The organism is Pedobacter psychrodurus (assembly GCF_032678585.1).
In the GTDB taxonomy this organism is placed as follows: domain Bacteria; phylum Bacteroidota; class Bacteroidia; order Sphingobacteriales; family Sphingobacteriaceae; genus Pedobacter; species Pedobacter psychrodurus_A.
This window is the reverse complement of record NZ_JAVTSN010000037.1, coordinates 24,572-44,608: the sequence shown is the minus strand read 5'-3', so window position 1 is coordinate 44,608 and position 20,037 is coordinate 24,572. Positions and strand designations below refer to the sequence as shown.

Here is a 20,037-nt window from a genome sequence, read left to right as displayed (position 1 = left end):
GCTATGCAGGAAAAAGAGATTGTAAATTATACTGAACTTGCAGATCAGCGCATGATCGAAATCTTTAAGCTTGCAACGCACGAAATGCCGGATGCCGAACGTTTGTTTAGTCACGTACTCAATGCACAACATATCTGGGCGCAACGCATTTCAGGTCAAAAACCGCTTTACGGGGTTTGGGATATTCATCCAAAGTCGAATTTTAAAAATATTGCTGCCGACAATTTTAAGTTGATCAGGGCCGCGTTAGAAAATAATGCTTTAGATAAACCTATTGTATATAGTAATTCGCATGGTGTTCAGTATGAAAATCGGTTAGATGAAATTTTATTTCATTTATTTAATCATTCTACTTATCATCGCGGACAGGTTGTAACCTTATTAAAGAAAGAAGGTTTTACGCCACCTGTAACCGATTATATAATGTTAAAACGCGATCATTTATTATAAGGTCGATTAAAAGAGAAATACATGAAGATTTTCCTTATCGGATATATGGGCTGCGGCAAAAGTACAAAAGCCAAACAGCTGGCACATCGTTTAGATTGCCCTGTAATAGATCTTGATGCCGAAATTGTTTCAAAAACCGGGAAAAGCATTGCGGAGTATTTCGCCGAATTTGGAGAAAGTGGTTTTAGGGATTATGAAAGTGAAATGCTTAAAACCTTCAATTACCCCGAAACCTGCGTGGTGGCCACTGGAGGTGGGTTGCCATGTTTTTTCGATAATATGCAATGGATGAATGCCAATGGTGAAACGGTGTACCTACAAATGGAGCCTGCTGCCCTGGTATCCCGTTTACATAACCGTCAAAAACGACCCTTAATTAAAGATTTGGATGATGAACAGCTTTTGGTATTCATCAAAGAAAAACTTCAGGAGCGGGATCCTTTTTATACCCAGGCTAAATTGATTGTAAATGCTTTTGATCTGGATGGGGAGAAGTTGGAGGAAGCGATTAGGTATAATTGATAAATGAGTTTGGCGTTTGGAGTTTGGAGACAATTAATTGATTAAGCTAATAGTGGATATACACCTGCAAGCGAACCAATAACCGATAAGCAATGAACGATTATACTATTGACTAATGAACCACTAAACCAATTCCATCATCAATTATTTTGGCGGATAATAATGCAAGTGGGATCCCACCGCCCGGATGTACACTCCCTCCGCAGAAATATAAATTTTTCACTTTCGAACTGAAATTGGAATGCCTTAAGAAAGCAGAAAATTGGTTGTTGGAGCTGTTGCCATATAAAGAACCTTGATACGATCCTGTTTTGCTTTCAATACTTCGAGGATCAAGAATCTGTTCACAAATAATATCTTTTTCAATATTCCTGTTTAAAACACGACTGATTTTTTTAATAATATTTTCCCTTGCTTCTTTAATTAACAGCTCCCAGTTTTGATGGTTATTGGCAGGGACGTTGATCATGACAAACCAATTTTCGCCATCTAAAGGGGCATCATCTCTGATGTGTTTAGCGCTGATGTTAATATAAACAGTAGGATCGCTGCAGATGGTTTTATCTTTCCAGATGGCATTAAATTCCTTTTGATAATCTTCCGTGAAAAAGATATTGTGCAATCCTAAATCACTATAATTACCATCCATCCCCCAATAAAAAATCAAAGCCGAGCTGCTGCGCTCCTGGTTGAGGAGTTTTTGAGGTTGTGCTATGCCTTGAAGTAACTTTTTATAGGTAAACCAGATATCAAGGTTAGACACAATAATATCTGCATTATAGGTTTTATCGTTAACTTTTATGCCCGTTACTTTGGGTTTGCGGCCATCCGAATATAGAATTTCTTCTGCTTTTTGGTTGTAATGAAATTTCACACCCAATTCTTCAGCCAATTTTACCAAAGCAGTAACAATGCCGTACATCCCATTTTTGGGAAGAAAAGCCCCGAAATGGTACTCGAAATGTGGAATTACGTTAAGTGTGGCTGGTGCCTGATAAGGATCAGAGCCATTGTAGGTTGCATAACGGTTAAACAACTGTGCTATTCTTTTATCTTTAAAGAAAGATTGATTCGCTTTGGCTTGTGTTCTAAACGCATCTATCTGACCAAAACGGAGCAGTGATTTTAAGGTATCCCAGTGCAGGTAGCTTTTAAGTTTATGCAAACTTCTTTCTAAAAATACGCGATGGGTAACCTCGTAAATGGTTTTGCTTTTTTTTAGAAACAAATCAACCTCTTCTGCAGTTGATTGGGTTTTTTCTTCAATTTCTTTCGCAAATTTTTCTAAATCTGCGCTGGCATTTAGCCTTAAGCCATCTTCGTAAAAATAACGACAAACTTCTCTCAATTTAATGTACCCGAAATAATCTTTAGGGTTTTTATCGGCCAGTTTAAAAAGTTCATCCACGTACTGTGGCATCGTAAATAAACTTGGTCCGGCATCAAACCTAAATCCATTCATTTTTATTTCCGATAGCTTACCACCAGGTTTCGAATTGGCTTCAAAAACATCAACTTCATAACCCTTTACAGCAAGGCGTATAGCAGATGCGATTCCCGCAATTCCGCCTCCGATAATTATGGCTTTTGGTTTAGGCATAATGCGAAAATAGGATAAATAATTTTACTAACTTAAAGCGATGAATTAGGATGAAATTATAATTTATAAAACTGAAGAAGGACTACCTGCAATAGAGGTGGCTTTTGGTAGTGAAACTATTTGGCTTACCCAGCAGCAAATGCAACAGCTTTTTAATAAAACTAAACAGAATATAAGTCTTCATATCAAGAATATATTTGAAGAAAGCGAGCTTGTAAGAGAGGCAGTTGTCAAGGAATCCTTGACAACTGCCAAGGATGGGAAAAAATATAGCACATTCTATTATTCACTTGATGTTGTTATTTCAGTGGGATATCGGGTAAAGTCGAAAGAAGGTACTAAATTTCGTATTTGGGCCAATCGGATTTTGAAAGAATATTTAATTAAAGGTTACGTATTAAATAATAAAAAGTTACAAGAGGAGAATCAGCAACTACTAGAACTGAAGCAAGCTATTAAATTAATTGGTACAGTTCAAAATAACCAATTACTTAATCATGAGGAGCTAAAAACTACCTTTAAGATTCTTACAGATTATGTTTATGCTTTGATGTTCTCGATAAATATGATCACCAGCAGCTCGAAAACACGGTTTCTGATACTAAAGGTCGTTTTAAAATCGATTACGATTCGGCAATAGAGGCAATAGATGATTTAAGATTTAAATTTGGTGGAAGCAAACTTTTTGGGAATGAAAAAGATCAATCTTTTAAAAGTTCGTTATTTACCATTTATCAAACTTTTGATGGCGAAGAACTTTATCCGAGTTTAGAAGAGAAGGCGGCCAATTTGTATATTTTGTGGTTAAAAATCATTCCTTTTCTGATGGGAATAAGCGTATCGGGGCGTTTTTATTCGTTTGGTTTCTGGACAAAAATAAAATCCTCTATCGCGAAGATGGTACAAAAAGAATTGCCGATAATGCCTTGGTTGCCCTCACCTTACTTATAGCGGAAAGTGATCCTAAAGAAAAGGAAATGATGGTTAAAGTGGTTATAAACTTAATCAACTATAAGAACTAACCTACTTTAACTCCTCCAAATACACTTTTGTTTGCTTTTCAATCTCACTGGTAGCAAACTTAATCGCTGAACCCACTCTTGTGGTTTCGGATTTTACTGGCATTTTATTCACCGTAGCCAGGGCATCGATATACCATTTGGCCCAAACTTCGATAATGTGTTTTTCATCCTTTGCAGCTTTCCCTTCTGTAATTGCTTTTTTGCTCAGTTCGAACTCCGTTTTTAAACGAATTAGAGCATCAGTTTTAATCTGTGTAACAGTAGCTGTAGCGGTATTTTCATCTGCTGAAATTAAAGTGTAGGCTGCAGTTAGACCGCTTATACCAACATTTTTCATTTCCGATGGCGAAACTTTATCAATACGGTCGTTATCCGTGTGGTAAAATACATCTGTGAAATGCCACATCAATAAACCTGGGATTTTATACTGTAAAAATGGAGTATGATCGCTGCCACCTTCGAAGGGATTATAGTTAACCGTCCAATTGGCGAATTTGCCTTGCGTTTTACAGATGTCAAAAATAAAATCGTTAAAATAGTGCGGAAAAAAGTCTTTTTCACCAACATCTCCTGCTCCCCATTCGGTATGTTTATCTGTTCCCCTGGTCCAGATGGCAGAGGGGTCTGGCATTTTTTCAATGAGGAAAGAACCTCCGGTTTTTTTAGTGTCCTCGCCAACCATATCCAAACTCATTCCCCACATAATGCCCTTGGCGCGGATAGTATCTTCGGTAATATATCTTCTGGTGGACACAATCTCATCGCCCCATAAAAAGGTTAAGCTCCGTTCCGGACTGATTTTTTTTGCCTGATATAGTTCGGCAGTTAAGCGTGCCATTTCTGCTAAAGTACCAACACCACTGGCATTATCGTTTGCGCCAGGTTCCTGAACATGGGCACTGAATACAAAACGCTCGGTAGGGTTTAGGCTACCTCTAACGTTAGCTACAATGGTTAATTCCTCTGATGGATAAATTTTGGTCTGGATATCAACTTTTAACCTGGTTTCGCCTTTTAAGCAGGCCGCTTTTAATTTTTCTTTAGCCGCATAAGATAAAAGCAAAGTCCAAACTTCACTGTTGGCTTTCATGCTTCCGAACTGAATAGAAGTCTGGTGGATTTCGGGTTGGGTATATTTCGGCATCGAGTAACCCAATACACCAATTGCTCCTGCTTTCGTAGCGATTTGAAGTAAACGTGAAGGGTTGCTCTCAGAGAATAAAATTTTCCCCTTAAGGTCTATTTTTTCAATTTCGGCAGGTGTGGCATTGGCGATGAAAACTACATTTGCTGTAATGCCTCCCTTAGGTGTTGATGCGCAATTGATCGGAATCATATTGCGGTTGCTTTTGAAAGAGATAAGTGGTTGCGATTCGCCAACAATATCAATATTGGCATCAACAGGCTCCCAGGTATTGTTTTTCATTGCTCTTTTTTCGATGCGATACGTTAAAGGAGCCTCTGATTCAGTTTGTTTCTGTTCTACAAAACCAGCTTTTTTAAGGATGTTTTCTACATAATGGATACTCGCATTAAAACCTGTATTGCCAGGAACACGGAAATACTTTTCTACAAAGGCTGTAGTTTCGTAGGCGTTATTCTCTTTAAAGCCAGTTCTGGTAAGCTTGAAATATCCGTCTGTTGGATTTTGTGCGTAACTTGTCAATCCCGCAAAAAGCAGTGCAAAAAGTATCTTCGTTTTCATGATCATCTATAAAAGCGAAAGATACTAAGAATATTCAATGTTGCTTAAGCGTAGCGCTTGCCAGTTTTGCGTTTTAATCCTTCGTCAACAGATAAAGGCCCCGAACCCACTACCCAAAACATAATGAGCAGGAATAATACCAGTACCGAAAACCATAATTCTGAATTCGGCGAGGAAAACCCCGGGGTAAGGTTAACAAAAAATACCGCAAACAATAAGATTGGAATCTGAATGACTACGGCAAAGCGCGTAACTAAGCCCAGTGTAATTAAAACTCCGCCAACCAAATGTGCAAACGCGACGACATGAATGGCTACACTGATCAACACGCCTGAAAAACCAAATACGTTGTTTTGTGTGATCATGTTCTGAAGTACTGAAGTGTCGCTGATAAAGGAAACACCTTTTCCAAAAATGATCAGGCCGAGTACAATCCGAAGATAATCCAGCCATTTTGAGTGATGAACATCGCCCCAATGTTCAATTTTACGGATAACGTTCATAATGAACCTCCATTTTTATGTGAATGATATATTAAGTTACGAAATTATATCATCATATCAAATAACATATTGAATATCAAACTGTACCGTCAGATTTTTTGAGCTGTAAATGGAGTTTATTTTTCAACGTAATTCTTCGCCTCATTAATCCAGTTCTGTTCGGGTTTTAAAACTTGATCAGGACTGATACCGATGTTATCTATGACTATCCCTTCATCAATTCTTCTGCTTCGGGAAGTAGCCCAATAAAGCATGTAAGGCATACAGCTAAAATCTGCGCCTCTCATATTAGAATAATCTAAAACACCTGCGGTATGCTCGCCCATTAAAGTTACTTTGCTGCTTTGTTTAGCCAGCAACAGAAATTCTTCAGTAGTGCTTCCACAATTTTTATTAATCAGAATGATAACTTTTTGAGGGAAGGGCGCAACGCTGTCTAAACTGGTATTGCTGTCGTCAGAGAAGGAAACCAGTTTACCTTTACCTTGTTCCATTTTTTTAATGACCTCACTAATAAACACCTTTTGATCAGGAGGAAGACCATTTGTTGTAGCTATTGCAGCCCAACCTGCTATGTTGTCATCCGTAGCTAGTACATCTGCACCGATGTTTCTGAATGTGTTTGTGTAAATATATGGGGTTATCGGCCTGTAAGCAAAATCAGCACCACCACCATTATTCCTTAAGTCGAGAATTAAGTAAGGCATTTTACTTAAGTTAGATCGGTTTGCTTTAAACAAGGAATCTATGTTCTTTGCATTAAGCTGATTAAATGTGCTAATCTTTATATATAATGTTTTTGTAGAAAGTACTTTGCTGGATACAGTTGCTTCACTAACAGGTTCTGTTGATGATTGCTTACTTCCTTCTCTTTTAAAGGAGCCTAAAGCATTTTCCTTAATTTGTAATGAAATAGTTGTAGGGATATAATATCGATCATACATGATGCCTTTAAGAGTATCCTTGCCGCTCTTAAGCTCTAATATTACCTGTCCAGGCAACCATCTGCCGGCTTTTGAGGAAATTACTACACCAGCATAATCACGAAAGTGGGTTTTGTTTTTGATCACTGCGATTCGGGATGTGGAATCTTCACTCCAATAAATGCCCGTTATTCCTTTTGTATTTTTAAAGTTGGCCAGCTCCTGGCTTGACAGGCTTAAACGTTCCATTGCCTGAATACGCTCTTGTAATTTGGCTTCTTCTTTTTCTTTAGAGATCCTGTTTCTGCCTATTTGAATATGCCCATCCTTGAAAAAAGTTAACCACTCATTAATTAAGTAAACACAGTGAGCGGGTTTTGTTATCGATTTCGATTGTTCAAGTGCAGCCTGTGTGCGTTTATGATAGGTAGCTTCTGTTTTAGCATTCACCTTATCTTTAAAACCAGCGTAATTTTTTTCAATTTTATCTTTAACATACTTAAATTCTTGATTGCAATTACAAGGCTGTGCAAAAGAGGTAGAAGAAATGATGAATAAAAATAACACACTGGTTAGGATGAATTTCATAGGGTGATAGCACTAAGTTTAACAGGCTGCAAGTATAAAGAATAAATCTAATCCTGCGGTTATCTATTGGTGCGTATGGGAGCTAAGTTTACTGATTAGGACTTTGTATCATATGATTATCCTAAGACAGATCGAAACTGAATTTTCTGATAAAGAAGACTTTTAACCATTTGATGTAAAATTAACATAAAATTAATTTATACCGTTTTGGTTTTTGGTATGAATTTAGTATTATTGCTTAAATAGATAGGTTTTTTATCATGAGCAAAGAAATATTAGAGTTTTCTGTACAAGTAGATGAAAAATTTGACCTAAAATTTAATTGGTTAGATGGCTTTTGGGGCGCTGCATTTAAATTTTTTGGAAAATAATTTTTAAAATCTAAATTTTCTTAACGAACAATCCTGGTTCGAACACTATAGTATTGCCCTATCTTTCTTGATTAACTGGGTTTTAAGCCCTCCACCTTTCTATCTTCTACCTTTAACCTCTTTTTTCTATATTTGCAAAATAATGAGTAGAAGAAAACCCGGTACGGTAACTATTGTTCCAAACGTACATATAATCGATATTGCTGAAGAGGGAAAAGGTGTTGGCAAGGCCGACGAGTTGGTTATTTTTGTGGATAAGGCCGTTCCCGGTGATGTAGTAGATGTGAGGTTGACCAAAAAGAAAAAGAATTTTGCAGAAGCCATCATTGAGCAACTGCACGAAAAATCGGAACTACGTACCGATCCTTTTTGTCCTCATTTCGGAACCTGTGGCGGTTGCAAATGGCAGCACATGGGCTACGATGCGCAGTTAAAGTTTAAACAGAAAAATGTAGAGGCTGCTTTACAGCGTCTCGGTAAAATAGATACCTCTGGCACTGAAGCAATTTTAGGTTCAGCAAAAAACAGGTATTACCGTAATAAGCTAGAGTTTACTTTTTCGAACAAACGTTGGTTAGAAAAAACGGATATCGAACGCGAAGAAGACTTTGATATGAATGCCCTGGGTTTTCACGTGCCCCTGCGTTTCGATAAGATTTTAGATATCGAGCACTGTTACCTGCAGGATGAGCCATCTAATTCGATCCGGAATTCGGTACGCAAATATGCTTCAGATCATGGTTTGTCTTTTTACGATTTACGTAACCACGAAGGTGCTTTACGTAACTTGATTATCCGTACTTCTACTACCGGAGAGGTAATGGTAGCAGTAGTTTTCGCTTATCCGGAGCAGGATCAGGTTGATGGCTTGATGAATTTCCTAAAGACAGAATTTCCTCAGATTACTTCACTTTTATACATTGTTAACCAGAAGAAAAATGATACGATTTTTGATCAGGATGTGGTGGTATTTTCAGGTCGTGACCATATTTTCGAAGAAATGGGTGGCATCCGTTTTAAAATTGGGGTGAAGTCTTTTTACCAGACCAATTCTGAGCAGGCTTTCGAATTATATAAAATTACCAGAGATTTCGCCGGATTTAAAGGCGATGAACTGGTTTACGACTTATACACAGGTGCCGGTACGATTGCAAATTTTATTGCAAAAAATGTGAAGCAGGTAGTGGGAGTAGAGTATGTACCAACCGCGATTGAAGATGCAAAGTTTAATTCCGAGTTAAATGGGATCGACAATACGATCTTTTATGCCGGAGATATGAAAGATATCCTTACTTCAGAATTTATCCTGGCTCATGGCAAACCAGATGTGGTAATTACCGATCCGCCAAGGGCCGGCATGCATGCAGATGTAGTACAGCGCTTGCTGGAAATGGAAGCAGAAAAAATTGTGTATGTGAGTTGTAATGCAGCTACACAAGCAAGAGATTTAGAGCTGTTAAAAGAAAAATACGATGTAGCACGCATTAAACCTGTGGATATGTTTCCACACACGCAACACGTAGAAAATGTAGTATTGTTAAGGTTAAAGGCGTAAGGCAAAAGGTTTAAGGTCAACAGCCCTTAAATAAATGATGTATTTTAAACCCTACTCCTTATACCCTACACCATAAACCTTTTACCCTAAAATGGATAGAGAAGAATTATTAAGTGCAACGCCAGAAGATAGTGGGGCACCACAAAAACAGGAAAGCCCGCTGGTAAGTTTAGAGAAAGATCTGGAGTTTTACGCGGATGCAGTTAGAGAAGTTGCTATTGAAATTATGGTTGAGGGCATTTCTGCACATCCGATTTTTATCGCGCACCAACACGAGGTAAACATTGGCGAACTTATCTTAAATAAAGAAGAACTCAATACCAACTGGACGATACAGGCTTCAACATTAGAAGAATTTGTAGAAAAAGGCATCATCAGTAAAGAGAGAAGAGAACCCTTCTTAAAGGTTTATAAAAAGCCGGAAGATTACATGTGTGTATTTGTGATCGTTCCAGAAGGCGCAAACTTTATTTATTATCCGTATAAAAAAGGTGGAAGGTAGATTTTAGTCCTTAGTCCACAGGCCTTAGTCTGAAGTCTATGCGTATAAATAATTACCATCTGTGTAATCCCCAAATCTGTGAAATCCTTTTATAAAGACAACGCTGCTTTGCATCCACAAAGCAGCGAGTTATCATTAACTAAACTAAACTCTTAATTTACGTGGTGTACATCTCCGCTTTTCGAGCTCGATGTTTTCTTTAGTGAGGCATTACCTTTGTAGCTCACATCGCCACCACCACTCGCACTTGCTTCTAAGCCTTTATTCACATAAAGGTTAACATCCGAACCACCAGAAGCCTGAACTTTTGCATAATCCGCAATTAATTCATAGGCATCAATATCACTGCCTCCACTCGATTGGATGGTCATATTTGCTGCTTTGCCTTTTAAATCGAGGTCACTGCCGCCGCTCGACTGGATCGTTAAATCATTACAAACTACAGTCAGTTTTAAGTCTGATCCTCCCGAAGAGCGGATAGCAAGCTTATCTGTTTTAATCTGGTTTTGTGTAAAAACATCCGATCCTCCAGATGCTGCAAGTGCATTTAATGTTTTGAAACTCACATAAGCCTTAATTACTCGGTTTTTAAACAGTCCGCTTAAATTAATGCCGTCTTTGAATTTTATATTGATATTGCTGCCGTTTTGTTCAACAACAATATCTTGTAGGGTTTCCGAATCAGACTTTATACTTACGCTCTCGCTGTTGCCCTGGGTGAGGTATAAATCTATTCCGCTGCTTACGCCTATGCTATTAAAGTTTTTTACGGGGAAATTTTTCGCTTCCTGTGCTTTAGCCATATAGCTGGTTACGATCATAAATAAAATGGCGGATGATTTGGTGATGATTTTCATAATTGTATTTCGTTAAATGATTCCTGAATTATCATAACTGGGTGTTAGTGGGATAATAATTCATGATTTGTGTTATGGTTATTGATTAGACGCATCTCTAACCGAAACGTTGCAAACAATTGAAATTATTTTTCAAATAGTTTGAATTTCATCCTTAAAATCGTTCTTTTTGTATTCAATCCTTTTTATACAATGGCATCACAACTACTTATTCTTAATAAGAAACAGATTCAGCAGAAAATAGACCGCATCGCTTATCAGATATTGGAAGATAACCTGAATGAAAAGGAGGTTGTGCTTGCAGGTATCTGGGACCGCGGTTACAAACTGGCACTGAGGTTAGAAAAAGTGCTTAAAAAGATATCAGGTTTTAAGATTACCTTATTGCGTATAGATTTACAAAAGGAAAGCAGCAAATTGGTTGCCTCAACTGACTTAGATGAAAGCCATTGGAAAAATAAGGTGATTATTATTGTTGATGATGTATTAAATAGTGGCAAAACCCTTGCTTATGGACTGGGTGTTTTCTTAAATACCCCGCATAAAAAGATCAGGACAGTTGTTTTGGTTGATCGTAGCCATAAAATTTTTCCCATAGCAACCGATTTTGTAGGATTGGAACTCGCCACCATCTTAAAGGAACATGTAGATGTGGTAATGGATGTAGAGGGTGAAGAAGACCGGGTTTATTTGAGCTAGATTAAGATGTAAAATGGATGAAAACTTTCTTTCATAGAAGCATTCAATCCGTTGAGCTCGTGACATCGTCCTCGTTTGTAACGAGGATGTATGAGAATAGCGATTTTATCGCTACTACTTAAATCAACTCTACTTTCACTAGTCCCTTAATTCCTGAATAGTCTTTAGCGCTGCTATAAATATAGTGCTCTGGAAATTCAACAATATCAGCTTTAACAGGGTTTTCATGAATATAAGGTAGTTTTTGATAAGGGTCTATATCTTGTAAATCTATAGGATGATTGTCATCTTGCCAGATTTTGTAATTTTCTGCCCGATTGGTTTTTCTAGCTTCGAAGCTAAACTTATCTAGAAGCCATTCTCTTCTACTTTCTGGTATTTCTTTAATTGCTGTTGCAAGTTTTTTTGAGGTGAATTTTTTAAAATCCCATAGGAAATCAGATAATTTATACGGTTCCTCACATCTTCCAATAAAATGAATGTGATTCGTCATTAAAACCCAGCCGTTTAATACTAAACCTTTATTGTTGATGCAATGATTTAATGATTCGACAATAATGTTTTTATATTCTGGTCTTGTAAATAGATCAATCCAACCAACTATAGTGCAGGTTACAAAATATGTCTGGTTTTGATCTGTAATAATATATCTGCTTCCTCCCATAATCAAATAAGTTTTTTTTCTTACGTAAATTATTATCCTCTTTTATAATGAGGATGTTAGGGATCTTTATCGAATATAAAGAAATATTGTCTCACATTACAAATGTGGCTCTCGCTAATCCTCGTTGCAAACGAGGACTATGGTCATTAATTGTATCGTGCTTGTTTATAACGAGGATGTATGAGAATATCGCTGATATTGAAATGGTTTTAAGCTGTTACCCCACATTACAAATGTGGCTCTCGGTAATCCTCGTTGCAAACGAAGACTATAATGTTAAAGATTTGCAATTAACCTCATTTTTTTGCAACTTCCCGACATGTACCAGCCCAGAAAAAATAATTTGATTTTCAGCTTTTTCTCCTGGTATATCCAATTTATTATCAAAAAGGATTTTGCAGCATATAATTACGATGGAGTGGAAACCAAACAGGATTCTTCTATTTTGATTTTGGCCAACCACTTCAGTTGGTGGGATGGTTTTTTTCTTTTTTACATCAATAAAAAAGTTTTTAAAAAACAATTCCATGTGTTGGTGAATGCCGAAAATTACAATAAAGTAAGTTTTCTGAAATATCTGGGTGCGTTTGCTGCCGAAAATAAAAGTAAGGATGTTTTAACCACACTTAATTATGCTGGCAAACTGTTAGATGACCCTGCTAATCTGGTGCTTGTATTCCCGCAGGGTAAACTGTACTCGAACCATGTAAAAAGTATCAGCTTTGAGAAAGGCGTCATGCAGATGATCAACGCCAGTCAGAAGAAGATTAATATTATTTTTGCGGCCACTTTTATCGATTATTTCGCAAAGAGAAAACCCACGGCCTATACTTATCTACAGCATTGGGAGAATGAGGAGTACGTGAGTTTACAGTTATTAAAAAGCGCTTACAATAAACATTACGATCAGTCAGCTGTTAAACAAACTCAGATTATTGAATGACAATTTTTATTTACGCCGTTTTAATTTTTCTGGTGATCAGGTTTTCGGTTACCGTTTTTAATTTCCTTTCTAATCCGAAGTTACCCAGGGTTGTTAAACATTATCAGGATAAAGTTTCGATTTTAATCCCGGCAAGAGATGAAGCAGCTGATATATTGGAACTGCTTATTTCTATAAAAAATCAGGATTATAGCAATTATGAAGTGATCGTTTTGGATGATAACAGCACAGACAATACTTTCAAGGTAGTAGCTGATTTTTGCAGTTCGAACCCACAGTTTAAAGTGCTAAGCGGAAAAGAGCTTCCGAACAATTGGCTGGGTAAAAATTATGCCTGCCATCAGCTTAGCGAATTGGCAACAGGGAAATACCTGTTGTTTATCGATGCAGATGAAACAATCAAAAGGGGGCTGATCAATAGTTTAATTGCCCGTATGGAAATTGGAAACCTGACTTTGCTAAGTGTTTTCACCAATCAAACGATGAAATCGATCGGAGAGCGGTTAACCGTGCCATTAATGCATTTTATTCTGTTGAATTTACTGCCCTTGCGTTTGGTTAAACTTTCTAAAAATCCGGCTTTTGCGGCGGCAAGTGGACAATGTATGTTTTTTAATGCCGGTAACTACAAAGAAAACCATTGGCATGAGCGCGTTAAACATCAGGTTGTAGAAGATGTAGAGATTATGAAACTCGTAAAACAGGAAAAATATAATGCTGAAGCGCTTTTGGCCAACGGACTGATTTATTGCAGGATGTACAAGGATCTGGGGGAAAGCTTAAACGGCTTTAGTAAAAATTTACTTGCGGGTTTTGGTAATAACATCATAATATTATTACTTTACCAGCTTTTGGTAACTATAGGGCCGGTAATTTTAATCTTAAACTTTAACATTGCTTTACTTGTATTACCATTAACTTTAATAGTATTAAGTAGAATCATGATCTCCTATTTATCCGGACAGAATGTTTTGATAAATTTGGTCTTACATCCATTTCAGATGTTGTTCTTCTTAGTTATTTCATTTATTTCTATAAAAAAACATATTTTTAAAACAGGCACATGGAAGGGCAGAACGATCAAAGCGATTTAAAGGTTAAAAGGATTGCGGTTGCTGTTATTATCATTTTTCATTTAGTTGGTTTGATTGGTTTTTTAATCCCTGCTGCTCAACCTTATTTTATCAAACTTGTTCCATTTCATTTATTGTTAATGTTTGCAGTAATTGTTTTTGCGTACAATGCAGATGTAAAGCGGCTGTTGTTATTGGTTTCGGGAGTTTTTCTATGTGGCTTTTTAGTAGAGGTACTGGGTGTGCATACCGGAAAAATATTTGGCAGTTACTATTATGGGGATACATTAGGTTACAAAATTGCTGCGGTTCCAATATTAATGGGCGTAAACTGGATAATCCTTATTTTTAGTGTAGGTCAGATGATGAAAAGTTTGAAAATCAGACATAGTATTTTAGCATCTGTTATTGGTGCTTTTGTGTTGGTCGGCTTCGATTTCTTCTTAGAACCCGTAGCCATGAAGTTTGACTACTGGCATTGGGATTGGCACGATATCCCTGTTCAAAATTACGTAGCCTGGTTTATCGTTTCGGTAATCTTGTTGAAATTTTATTATGCCTTGGGTTTAAAACAGCAAAAATATATCGGAACGGCCATGTTCCTATCGCAGCTAATCTTTTTTGTTGTCTTGTACATGACAACCGGAACAAATATTTTTGCTTAATTTTGTATCACAATGGGTTATAACTTACAGGTCAACATCGATAAATCATCAGGCTTTTGCTTTGGCGTAGTATATGCCATAGAAATGGCCGAAGATATCTTAGATAACGAAGGTTATTTATATTGCCTTGGCGATATTGTTCATAATGATGAAGAGGTTGAGCGTTTAACCAAACGTGGATTAAAAATCATTGATCACGAAATTTTAAAAGACCTCAGGGATGAAAAGGTTTTAATCAGGGCTCATGGTGAAGCACCATCTACTTATCAACTTGCTTTAGAAAATAACCTTACCCTAATTGATGCTTCTTGCCCCGTGGTTTTAAAACTCCAGAACAGGATCAAAAATTCGCATGATGATGATGAACAAGTGCTTATTTTTGGCAAACATGGTCATGCCGAAGTAATTGGCCTTCAAGGTCAGACGGATGGTAAGGCAATCGTATTTCAGGATTTGGCCGAATTAGATAATGTAGAACTTCCTGCCAAGTTTACCCTATACAGCCAAACCACTAAAAGCACAGATAAATTTTATCATATCAAAGATGAACTATTAAGCCGGGGCTATGAAGTTAAGGCTAACGATACCATTTGCAGGCAGGTATCTAACCGTTACGAAGAACTGGAAGATTTTGTAAGTCATTACGACCGCATCGTTTTCGTATCAGGTAAAAAATCGTCTAACGGAAAAGTGCTTTACGACGTGTGTAAAAAACACAATGATAATGCTTACTTCATTTCTAATGCGGAAGAGTTAGATCAAAGCTGGTTTAACGAAAATGATAAAGTGGGCATCTGCGGAGCTACTTCTACACCAATGTGGTTGATGGAGAAAGTTAAGGTTGCTTTGGAGCAATATTGATGAAACAGCCTATCAATTAATATTTGTTATATATGAAAGCATTATTAATTATAGATATGCAAGTGGGTAGCTTTAAACCTTATGCTTTACGCTACGATACACTGGGGGTAATTGAGAGGATAAATATACTATCAAACTATTTTCGGGCTAATAATAAGGTGATTTTTGTTCAACATGACGGTACTAAAGAGAATATTTTTTTGCCAAATACAAGTGATTGGAAACTCTTGCCAGAATTAATTAGTTCATCCTCTGATTATCTAATCTCAAAATCAGCAAATGATGCATTTTACAATACGAATTTGCAGGCTACTTTGGCTGAAAACAATATTACTGAACTTTTTATAACGGGTTGTGCCACCGACTTCTGTATTGATGCAACAGTAAAATCCGCTGTTAGTAAAGATTATGAAGTAACAGTTGTTGAAGATGCGCATACAACTGCAGATCGACCACATTTAAGTGCTTGTAATGTGATTAAGCATTACAATTGGATATGGAACGAGATGACCCCAACAAACTTTAAAATTAAGGTTGTAAAAACTAAGGATCTGTTTACTTTGTTTAGTTAAGAACAAAGGTAATCTACTCAACAAAACTGTAAATTGAAAAAGATAAACCCTTACCCTGGAATTTTGGTTGCGTTAACCGTAATTGCCTGTTGGTTTGTTTCACTTTATTTCTTGCTTACCTGGCATTTCTCCTGGAGCAATCCTTGGGTTTATTTGATGGTTTTCGCTCAGATGCATTTGTATACAGGTTTATTTATAACTGCCCATGATGCCATGCATGGAACCATATCATCAAATAAAAAAGTAAATAATTTTATCGGTTACCTTTCTGCTTTTTTGTATGCAGGTTTTTTCTATAACCGTTTATATGCAAAACATCACCAACACCACAACCATGTACATACCGAAAGTGATCCCGACTTTGCACCGCATGGTTTTTGGAAATGGTATTTCCGTTTTATGTTAAATTATGTTACCATCATCCAACTGGTAATTATGGCTATAGCTTATAATGTGCTAAAAATCTGGGTTGATGAAACAAACCTGTTGTTGTTTTGGGTATTGCCATCCTTATTAAGTACTTTCCAATTGTTTTATTTCGGTACTTACCTGCCGCACAAAGGAGAGCATGATAACGAGTACCATTCTTCTACCTTGCAGAAAAATCATTTTGTGGCCTTTATCACCTGTTATTTTTTTGGTTATCATCTAGAACACCACCAAAAGCCAGGTATGCCCTGGTGGCAACTGCATAAAATGAAGCAATAGGAATGGTCGTGGTGTCAGATGTTACCATCCGACACAAGATTAAATCTTTTTGATCCCAGTTCTTATCTTTAGCAACAGTATTCATCTGAAAACTCATGATTTGCAGCTGCGCTAGGCAAAGGCCCGTCATGATACTCATGATTTGTCGCTACACACTGCAGGAAGCTTTCATAATATTCATGATGAGTCGCTGCGCATGGCACGAGGTCATCATGACTTATTTGGCCGTGGTGTCAGATGTTACCATCTGACACTATCATGAGTTTTTTCGTAAGAATTCCAATTCTTGCCGCTCTCAAATCCTTTTAGACTTCGGAAGTAATCAATACCGCATTTTTTGACTAAAAAATGTCGGCCATTATATTTTTAGCATAGGTAAAAAACAATAAAATGGCGATATTTGCGGCACGAAACATATTCTTGTATAGATGAGCAAAAAGGGAATTTTACTGGTAAATTTAGGAACACCTGATAGTCCGGCAACGGCTGACGTTAAAAAATACTTAGACCAATTTTTGATGGACGAAAGGGTAATTGATATCCCTAAATTGAACCGGACACTATTGGTTAAGGGGATTATTGTTCCATTCCGTAGCCCTAAAACAGCAAAACTATACAAAGAAATCTGGAATGAAAATGGTTCGCCACTTTTGTTTTACAGCCGGCTACAAGCTAAAATGTTACAGGAAAGATTGGGCAACGATTACCACGTAGAATTGGCCATGCGTTATCAAAGCCCATCAATCGAATCGGCACTGGCTAACCTAAAAGCAGGCTTGGTAGAAAGCATTCAGGTAATTCCGATGTTCCCACAGTATGCATCGGCAAGTACAGGCTCGGTAATGCAAATGGTTATGGAACTAGTAAGTAAGTGGCAAACAGTTCCTCCGATCTCATTTGTCAATTCTTTTCATGATAACGAACTGATGATTAAAGTTTTTGCCGAAAATGCGAAAAAGCATAACGTTGAAAGCTATGACCATGTGTTGTTCAGCTTCCATGGTTTGCCCGAGCGTCAATTGTTAAAGTGCGATCACACCGGAAGCTACTGCCTAAAAAGTGCCGATTGCTGTCAGACGTTAAACGACACCAATAAATTCTGTTATTCTGCACAGGGGCATGATACCGCCAGGTTGATCGCTAAAGAATTAAACTTATCGAGAGATCAATATACGGTATGTTTCCAGTCCCGTTTAGGTAAAGAGCCTTGGGTACAGCCTTATACTACCGATGTATTAAAGAAATTAGCTGCAGAAGGTAAAAAACGATTGTTGGTTTTTAGTCCGGCTTTTGTGGCCGATTGTTTAGAAACACTTTACGAAATTACGGTAGAATACCACGAAGAGTTTAAAACGCTAGGTGGCGAACATGTTCAGCTGGTAGAAAGTTTAAATGATAGTCCTGTATTTATTGAGGCGCTTGCCGGAATGGTTAAATAGTTTTAGATTTAGAGATGGCGAATTTTATCATTTTGATGGGCGTTTCGGGGAGTGGTAAAACCGTTGTCGGAAAAGCTTTGGCACCAAGGTTAAATGCCGAATTTATTGATGGCGATAACCTGCATTCGCAACGTAATGTAGATAAAATGGCTGCCGGGATTCCCCTAACAGATGCCGACCGTTTAGACTGGTTACAGCTGATTGCCAAGGTTGGCCGCGAGCATGCTGCACACGGTACAACCTGTATTATTGCTTGTTCTGCACTGAAGAAATCTTATCGTGATCTGTTAAGAACCGATAATGCATCCATCCGATTTGTTTATTTAAAAGGAAGTTTCGATTTAATCCACGATCGGATTGTGAAACGTTCTCATCAATATATGCCCCCGAGTTTATTGAAAAGTCAATTTGAAACCTTAGAAGAGCCACAAGCTGATGAGCAGGATGTATTAACCGTTTCGATCGACCAAAGCATTCCCGAAATTGTGGAAGAAATTGCTAAGGCTGATCTGATTTTGTAATCATCGAAATAATCTGATCGGTTGCCCCTTTTTTGTCTGCCACATATTTCCGAGCTTCCTCTGCCGCGGTTTTATTTTCGATAAAGCCATTAAAAGCATTTATTACTTCCTCGGGCGAAGAAATACTTTTTGCCGCACCTATGGCAATTAAATCTTTCGCTTCCTGAAACTTATCGTATTTAGGTCCGAAAATTACGGGTATACCAAATGCTGCAGCCTCTAAAGTATTGTGTATTCCCGTTCCGAAACCACCACCTATATAAGCTACTTTTCCGTATTGATAGAGCGAAGACAACATGCCGATGTTATCGATGATGAGCGTTTGGTGTTCGGCGTTTGGCATTTGATCGGCTGAACTGAAAACTGAAAACCTAACACTGCCAACCGGAAACTGTTTTTCAATACTTTCGATATGGCTTTCGTGGATCTCGTGCGGGGCGATGATAAATTTCCAGTCTGGATATTTTTCAGGTAAGGTCGACAATATTTTTTCATCCTCTGGCCAGGTGCTTCCACATACCAAGATAGGGGAGCTGCCAATAAAATTTTCGATGAGACTGAGCTGTTTCGGCGATTGTGCATTTTCATAAACACGGTCGAAACGTGTATCGCCGTTTATAATTACGTTTTTTAATCCAATTGAATTTAAAAGCCTTTTACTTTCTTCATTTTGAACAAAAAAGTAGGTAACCGACTTCAAGATATTGCGGTAAAAGCCACCATACCATTTAAAAAAAGCCTGACTTTCTCTAAAAATCCCTGAAATTACATATAAAGGAACACCTTGGTCTTTTAATTCTTTAAAATAGAAATGCCAAAACTCATATTTGGTGAAAATGGCCATTTCAGGATTAATGTTTGCGATAAAACGTTTCGCATTAGCCGGAGTATCTATCGGGAGATAAAATACATCTGCCAGGGCATAATTTTTTCTGATTTCATATCCCGAAGGAGAAAAAAAAGTGACCACGATTTTCTTGGCTGGATAAAGTGTTTTTAGTTTTTCTAAAACTGGCCGACCCTGCTCAAATTCGCCTAATGATGCAAAATGAAACCATACATGTTTTTCGGCAGGGTTAATTTTCTGGGCAATTATGCTGAAGATATTTTTGCGCCCGGTTATAAATAATTTAGCCTTAGGATTAAATAAAGAGAATATCCTGATGAGTAAAGTATAGGTCCAGATTCCGATGATGTAAAGTAATTTCATATCTTCGTGCCAAGATAAAACGAATATATTTAAAAAGCTTAAAAATATATGGATCTATCGCAATTTAGCCTAACATTCAATGCA

Annotated in this window: 22 protein-coding genes and 1 pseudogene; 16 read left to right on the top strand and 7 right to left on the bottom strand. The window is 37.4% G+C overall.

Features of this window, described 5'->3' with window-relative positions; genetic code table 11:
* The first annotated feature begins 3 nt into the window (after positions 1 to 3).
* The gene (locus R2S57_RS21680; protein ID WP_316847035.1) at positions 4 to 450 is read left to right on the top strand and encodes a DinB family protein; all 447 of its coding nucleotides are present in this window, start codon (positions 4 to 6) and stop codon (positions 448 to 450) included.
* A gap of 21 nt (positions 451 to 471) precedes the next feature.
* Complete coding sequence (locus R2S57_RS21675; protein WP_316847034.1) at positions 472 to 972, top strand: shikimate kinase; 501 nt, start codon at positions 472 to 474, stop codon at positions 970 to 972.
* Positions 973 to 1,084: 112 nt separating this feature from the next.
* Here R2S57_RS21675 and crtD read toward each other — a convergent pair whose 3' ends face one another.
* On the bottom strand, positions 1,085 to 2,572 hold the full coding sequence (gene crtD / locus R2S57_RS21670) for a 1-hydroxycarotenoid 3,4-desaturase CrtD (protein WP_316847033.1): 1,488 nt from the start codon (positions 2,570 to 2,572) through the stop codon (positions 1,085 to 1,087).
* A gap of 139 nt (positions 2,573 to 2,711) precedes the next feature.
* Here crtD and rhuM point away from each other — a divergent pair, with 139 nt between their 5' ends.
* Together rhuM and R2S57_RS21660 are read left to right on the top strand one after the other, a co-directional pair.
* Positions 2,712 to 3,212, top strand: a complete 501-nt coding sequence (rhuM, locus tag R2S57_RS21665; protein WP_316847032.1) for a RhuM family protein — start codon at positions 2,712 to 2,714, stop codon at positions 3,210 to 3,212.
* Between the two features lie 157 nt (positions 3,213 to 3,369).
* A pseudogene (locus tag R2S57_RS21660) lies at positions 3,370 to 3,594 on the top strand (Fic family protein); the annotation flags it as partial.
* A gap of 1 nt (position 3,595) precedes the next feature.
* Here the strand turns inward: R2S57_RS21660 and R2S57_RS21655 are convergent.
* The 3 genes from R2S57_RS21655 to R2S57_RS21645 form a co-directional block, all read right to left on the bottom strand.
* Positions 3,596 to 5,299 (bottom strand): M28 family peptidase, encoded by a 1,704-nt coding sequence (locus tag R2S57_RS21655; RefSeq protein WP_316847031.1) that lies wholly within the window; start codon positions 5,297 to 5,299, stop codon positions 3,596 to 3,598.
* Positions 5,300 to 5,343: 44 nt separating this feature from the next.
* A complete protein-coding gene (locus tag R2S57_RS21650) occupies positions 5,344 to 5,802 on the bottom strand; it encodes a DoxX family protein (protein ID WP_316847030.1) in 459 nt (152 codons plus the stop codon).
* A gap of 116 nt (positions 5,803 to 5,918) precedes the next feature.
* Positions 5,919 to 7,313, bottom strand: coding sequence for a S41 family peptidase (locus R2S57_RS21645; RefSeq protein ID WP_316847029.1), 1,395 nt, complete (start codon positions 7,311 to 7,313; stop codon positions 5,919 to 5,921).
* A 260-nt stretch (positions 7,314 to 7,573) separates the two neighbouring features.
* Between R2S57_RS21645 and R2S57_RS21640 the strand changes: the two genes are divergently transcribed.
* The 3 genes from R2S57_RS21640 to R2S57_RS21630 all read left to right on the top strand — a co-directional run bounded on the left by R2S57_RS21640 (position 7,574) and on the right by R2S57_RS21630 (position 9,741).
* Positions 7,574 to 7,684, top strand: a complete 111-nt coding sequence (locus tag R2S57_RS21640) for a hypothetical protein (protein WP_025145553.1) — start codon at positions 7,574 to 7,576, stop codon at positions 7,682 to 7,684.
* Positions 7,685 to 7,826: 142 nt separating this feature from the next.
* Positions 7,827 to 9,239: a 23S rRNA (uracil(1939)-C(5))-methyltransferase RlmD gene (rlmD, locus tag R2S57_RS21635; RefSeq protein WP_316847028.1), complete on the top strand. Its 1,413-nt coding sequence runs from the start codon at positions 7,827 to 7,829 to the stop codon at positions 9,237 to 9,239.
* 91 nt (positions 9,240 to 9,330) lie between these two features.
* On the top strand, positions 9,331 to 9,741 hold the full coding sequence (locus tag R2S57_RS21630; RefSeq protein WP_316847027.1) for a hypothetical protein: 411 nt from the start codon (positions 9,331 to 9,333) through the stop codon (positions 9,739 to 9,741).
* A gap of 152 nt (positions 9,742 to 9,893) precedes the next feature.
* Here the strand turns inward: R2S57_RS21630 and R2S57_RS21625 are convergent, their stop codons facing one another.
* Complete coding sequence (locus R2S57_RS21625) at positions 9,894 to 10,598, bottom strand: head GIN domain-containing protein (protein ID WP_316847026.1); 705 nt, start codon at positions 10,596 to 10,598, stop codon at positions 9,894 to 9,896.
* A gap of 192 nt (positions 10,599 to 10,790) precedes the next feature.
* Between R2S57_RS21625 and R2S57_RS21620 the strand changes: the two genes are divergently transcribed.
* A complete protein-coding gene (locus tag R2S57_RS21620; RefSeq protein ID WP_131532897.1) occupies positions 10,791 to 11,297 on the top strand; it encodes a phosphoribosyltransferase family protein in 507 nt (168 codons plus the stop codon).
* Between the two features lie 118 nt (positions 11,298 to 11,415).
* Here R2S57_RS21620 and R2S57_RS21615 read toward each other — a convergent pair whose 3' ends face one another.
* Positions 11,416 to 11,961, bottom strand: a complete 546-nt coding sequence (locus R2S57_RS21615) for an REP-associated tyrosine transposase (protein WP_316847025.1) — start codon at positions 11,959 to 11,961, stop codon at positions 11,416 to 11,418.
* 304 nt (positions 11,962 to 12,265) lie between these two features.
* Here R2S57_RS21615 and R2S57_RS21610 point away from each other — a divergent pair, with 304 nt between their 5' ends.
* The 8 genes from R2S57_RS21610 (at position 12,266) to R2S57_RS21575 (ending at position 18,743) form a co-directional block, all read left to right on the top strand.
* Entirely contained in the window at positions 12,266 to 12,904 is a 639-nt protein-coding gene (locus R2S57_RS21610; protein ID WP_316847024.1) for a 1-acyl-sn-glycerol-3-phosphate acyltransferase, read from the top strand.
* Complete coding sequence (locus tag R2S57_RS21605; RefSeq protein WP_316847023.1) at positions 12,901 to 13,998, top strand: glycosyltransferase family 2 protein; 1,098 nt, start codon at positions 12,901 to 12,903, stop codon at positions 13,996 to 13,998. Before R2S57_RS21610 ends, R2S57_RS21605 begins: the two co-directional genes overlap by 4 nt.
* Positions 13,968 to 14,642, top strand: a complete 675-nt coding sequence (locus tag R2S57_RS21600) for a carotenoid biosynthesis protein (RefSeq protein WP_316847022.1) — start codon at positions 13,968 to 13,970, stop codon at positions 14,640 to 14,642. The genes R2S57_RS21605 and R2S57_RS21600 overlap by 31 nt, the downstream gene beginning before the upstream one ends.
* Before the next feature lie 12 nt (positions 14,643 to 14,654).
* Positions 14,655 to 15,503 (top strand): 4-hydroxy-3-methylbut-2-enyl diphosphate reductase, encoded by an 849-nt coding sequence (locus tag R2S57_RS21595; RefSeq protein ID WP_316847021.1) that lies wholly within the window; start codon positions 14,655 to 14,657, stop codon positions 15,501 to 15,503.
* A 32-nt stretch (positions 15,504 to 15,535) separates the two neighbouring features.
* Positions 15,536 to 16,075, top strand: coding sequence for a cysteine hydrolase family protein (locus R2S57_RS21590; protein WP_316847020.1), 540 nt, complete (start codon positions 15,536 to 15,538; stop codon positions 16,073 to 16,075).
* A gap of 33 nt (positions 16,076 to 16,108) precedes the next feature.
* Positions 16,109 to 16,783 carry a fatty acid desaturase gene (locus tag R2S57_RS21585; RefSeq protein ID WP_316847019.1) on the top strand — a complete coding sequence of 225 codons (675 nt, stop codon included), beginning with the start codon at positions 16,109 to 16,111 and terminating at the stop codon, positions 16,781 to 16,783.
* 428 nt (positions 16,784 to 17,211) lie between these two features.
* Complete coding sequence (gene hemH / locus R2S57_RS21580; protein WP_316847018.1) at positions 17,212 to 18,222, top strand: ferrochelatase; 1,011 nt, start codon at positions 17,212 to 17,214, stop codon at positions 18,220 to 18,222.
* A 14-nt stretch (positions 18,223 to 18,236) separates the two neighbouring features.
* On the top strand, positions 18,237 to 18,743 hold the full coding sequence (locus R2S57_RS21575; protein WP_316847017.1) for a gluconokinase: 507 nt from the start codon (positions 18,237 to 18,239) through the stop codon (positions 18,741 to 18,743).
* Here the strand turns inward: R2S57_RS21575 and R2S57_RS21570 are convergent.
* Positions 18,721 to 19,953, bottom strand: coding sequence for a 3-deoxy-D-manno-octulosonic acid transferase (locus R2S57_RS21570; RefSeq protein WP_316847016.1), 1,233 nt, complete (start codon positions 19,951 to 19,953; stop codon positions 18,721 to 18,723). The genes R2S57_RS21575 and R2S57_RS21570 overlap by 23 nt on opposite strands.
* Positions 19,954 to 20,037 lie beyond the last annotated feature (84 nt).

Excerpts from the sequence above, each read along its gene's own strand:
- R2S57_RS21630 (WP_316847027.1), top strand. The coding sequence starts at position 9,331 with ATGGATAGAGAAGAATTATTAAGTGCAACGCCAGAAGATAGTGGGGCA.
- R2S57_RS21605 (WP_316847023.1), top strand. The coding sequence starts at position 12,901 with ATGACAATTTTTATTTACGCCGTTTTAATTTTTCTGGTGATCAGGTTT.
- R2S57_RS21590 (WP_316847020.1), top strand. The coding sequence starts at position 15,536 with ATGAAAGCATTATTAATTATAGATATGCAAGTGGGTAGCTTTAAACCT.
- rhuM (WP_316847032.1), top strand. The coding sequence starts at position 2,712 with ATGCAACAGCTTTTTAATAAAACTAAACAGAATATAAGTCTTCATATC.
- R2S57_RS21570 (WP_316847016.1), bottom strand. The coding sequence starts at position 19,953 with ATGAAATTACTTTACATCATCGGAATCTGGACCTATACTTTACTCATC.
- R2S57_RS21680 (WP_316847035.1), top strand. The coding sequence starts at position 4 with ATGCAGGAAAAAGAGATTGTAAATTATACTGAACTTGCAGATCAGCGC.
- R2S57_RS21575 (WP_316847017.1), top strand. The coding sequence starts at position 18,237 with ATGGCGAATTTTATCATTTTGATGGGCGTTTCGGGGAGTGGTAAAACC.
- rlmD (WP_316847028.1), top strand. The coding sequence starts at position 7,827 with ATGAGTAGAAGAAAACCCGGTACGGTAACTATTGTTCCAAACGTACAT.
- R2S57_RS21615 (WP_316847025.1), bottom strand. The coding sequence starts at position 11,961 with ATGGGAGGAAGCAGATATATTATTACAGATCAAAACCAGACATATTTT.
- R2S57_RS21650 (WP_316847030.1), bottom strand. The coding sequence starts at position 5,802 with ATGAACGTTATCCGTAAAATTGAACATTGGGGCGATGTTCATCACTCA.
- R2S57_RS21595 (WP_316847021.1), top strand. The coding sequence starts at position 14,655 with ATGGGTTATAACTTACAGGTCAACATCGATAAATCATCAGGCTTTTGC.
- R2S57_RS21645 (WP_316847029.1), bottom strand. The coding sequence starts at position 7,313 with ATGAAATTCATCCTAACCAGTGTGTTATTTTTATTCATCATTTCTTCT.
- R2S57_RS21625 (WP_316847026.1), bottom strand. The coding sequence starts at position 10,598 with ATGAAAATCATCACCAAATCATCCGCCATTTTATTTATGATCGTAACC.
- R2S57_RS21675 (WP_316847034.1), top strand. The coding sequence starts at position 472 with ATGAAGATTTTCCTTATCGGATATATGGGCTGCGGCAAAAGTACAAAA.
- R2S57_RS21640 (WP_025145553.1), top strand. The coding sequence starts at position 7,574 with ATGAGCAAAGAAATATTAGAGTTTTCTGTACAAGTAGATGAAAAATTT.
- crtD (WP_316847033.1), bottom strand. The coding sequence starts at position 2,572 with ATGCCTAAACCAAAAGCCATAATTATCGGAGGCGGAATTGCGGGAATC.
- R2S57_RS21620 (WP_131532897.1), top strand. The coding sequence starts at position 10,791 with ATGGCATCACAACTACTTATTCTTAATAAGAAACAGATTCAGCAGAAA.
- R2S57_RS21655 (WP_316847031.1), bottom strand. The coding sequence starts at position 5,299 with ATGAAAACGAAGATACTTTTTGCACTGCTTTTTGCGGGATTGACAAGT.
- R2S57_RS21600 (WP_316847022.1), top strand. The coding sequence starts at position 13,968 with ATGGAAGGGCAGAACGATCAAAGCGATTTAAAGGTTAAAAGGATTGCG.
- hemH (WP_316847018.1), top strand. The coding sequence starts at position 17,212 with ATGAGCAAAAAGGGAATTTTACTGGTAAATTTAGGAACACCTGATAGT.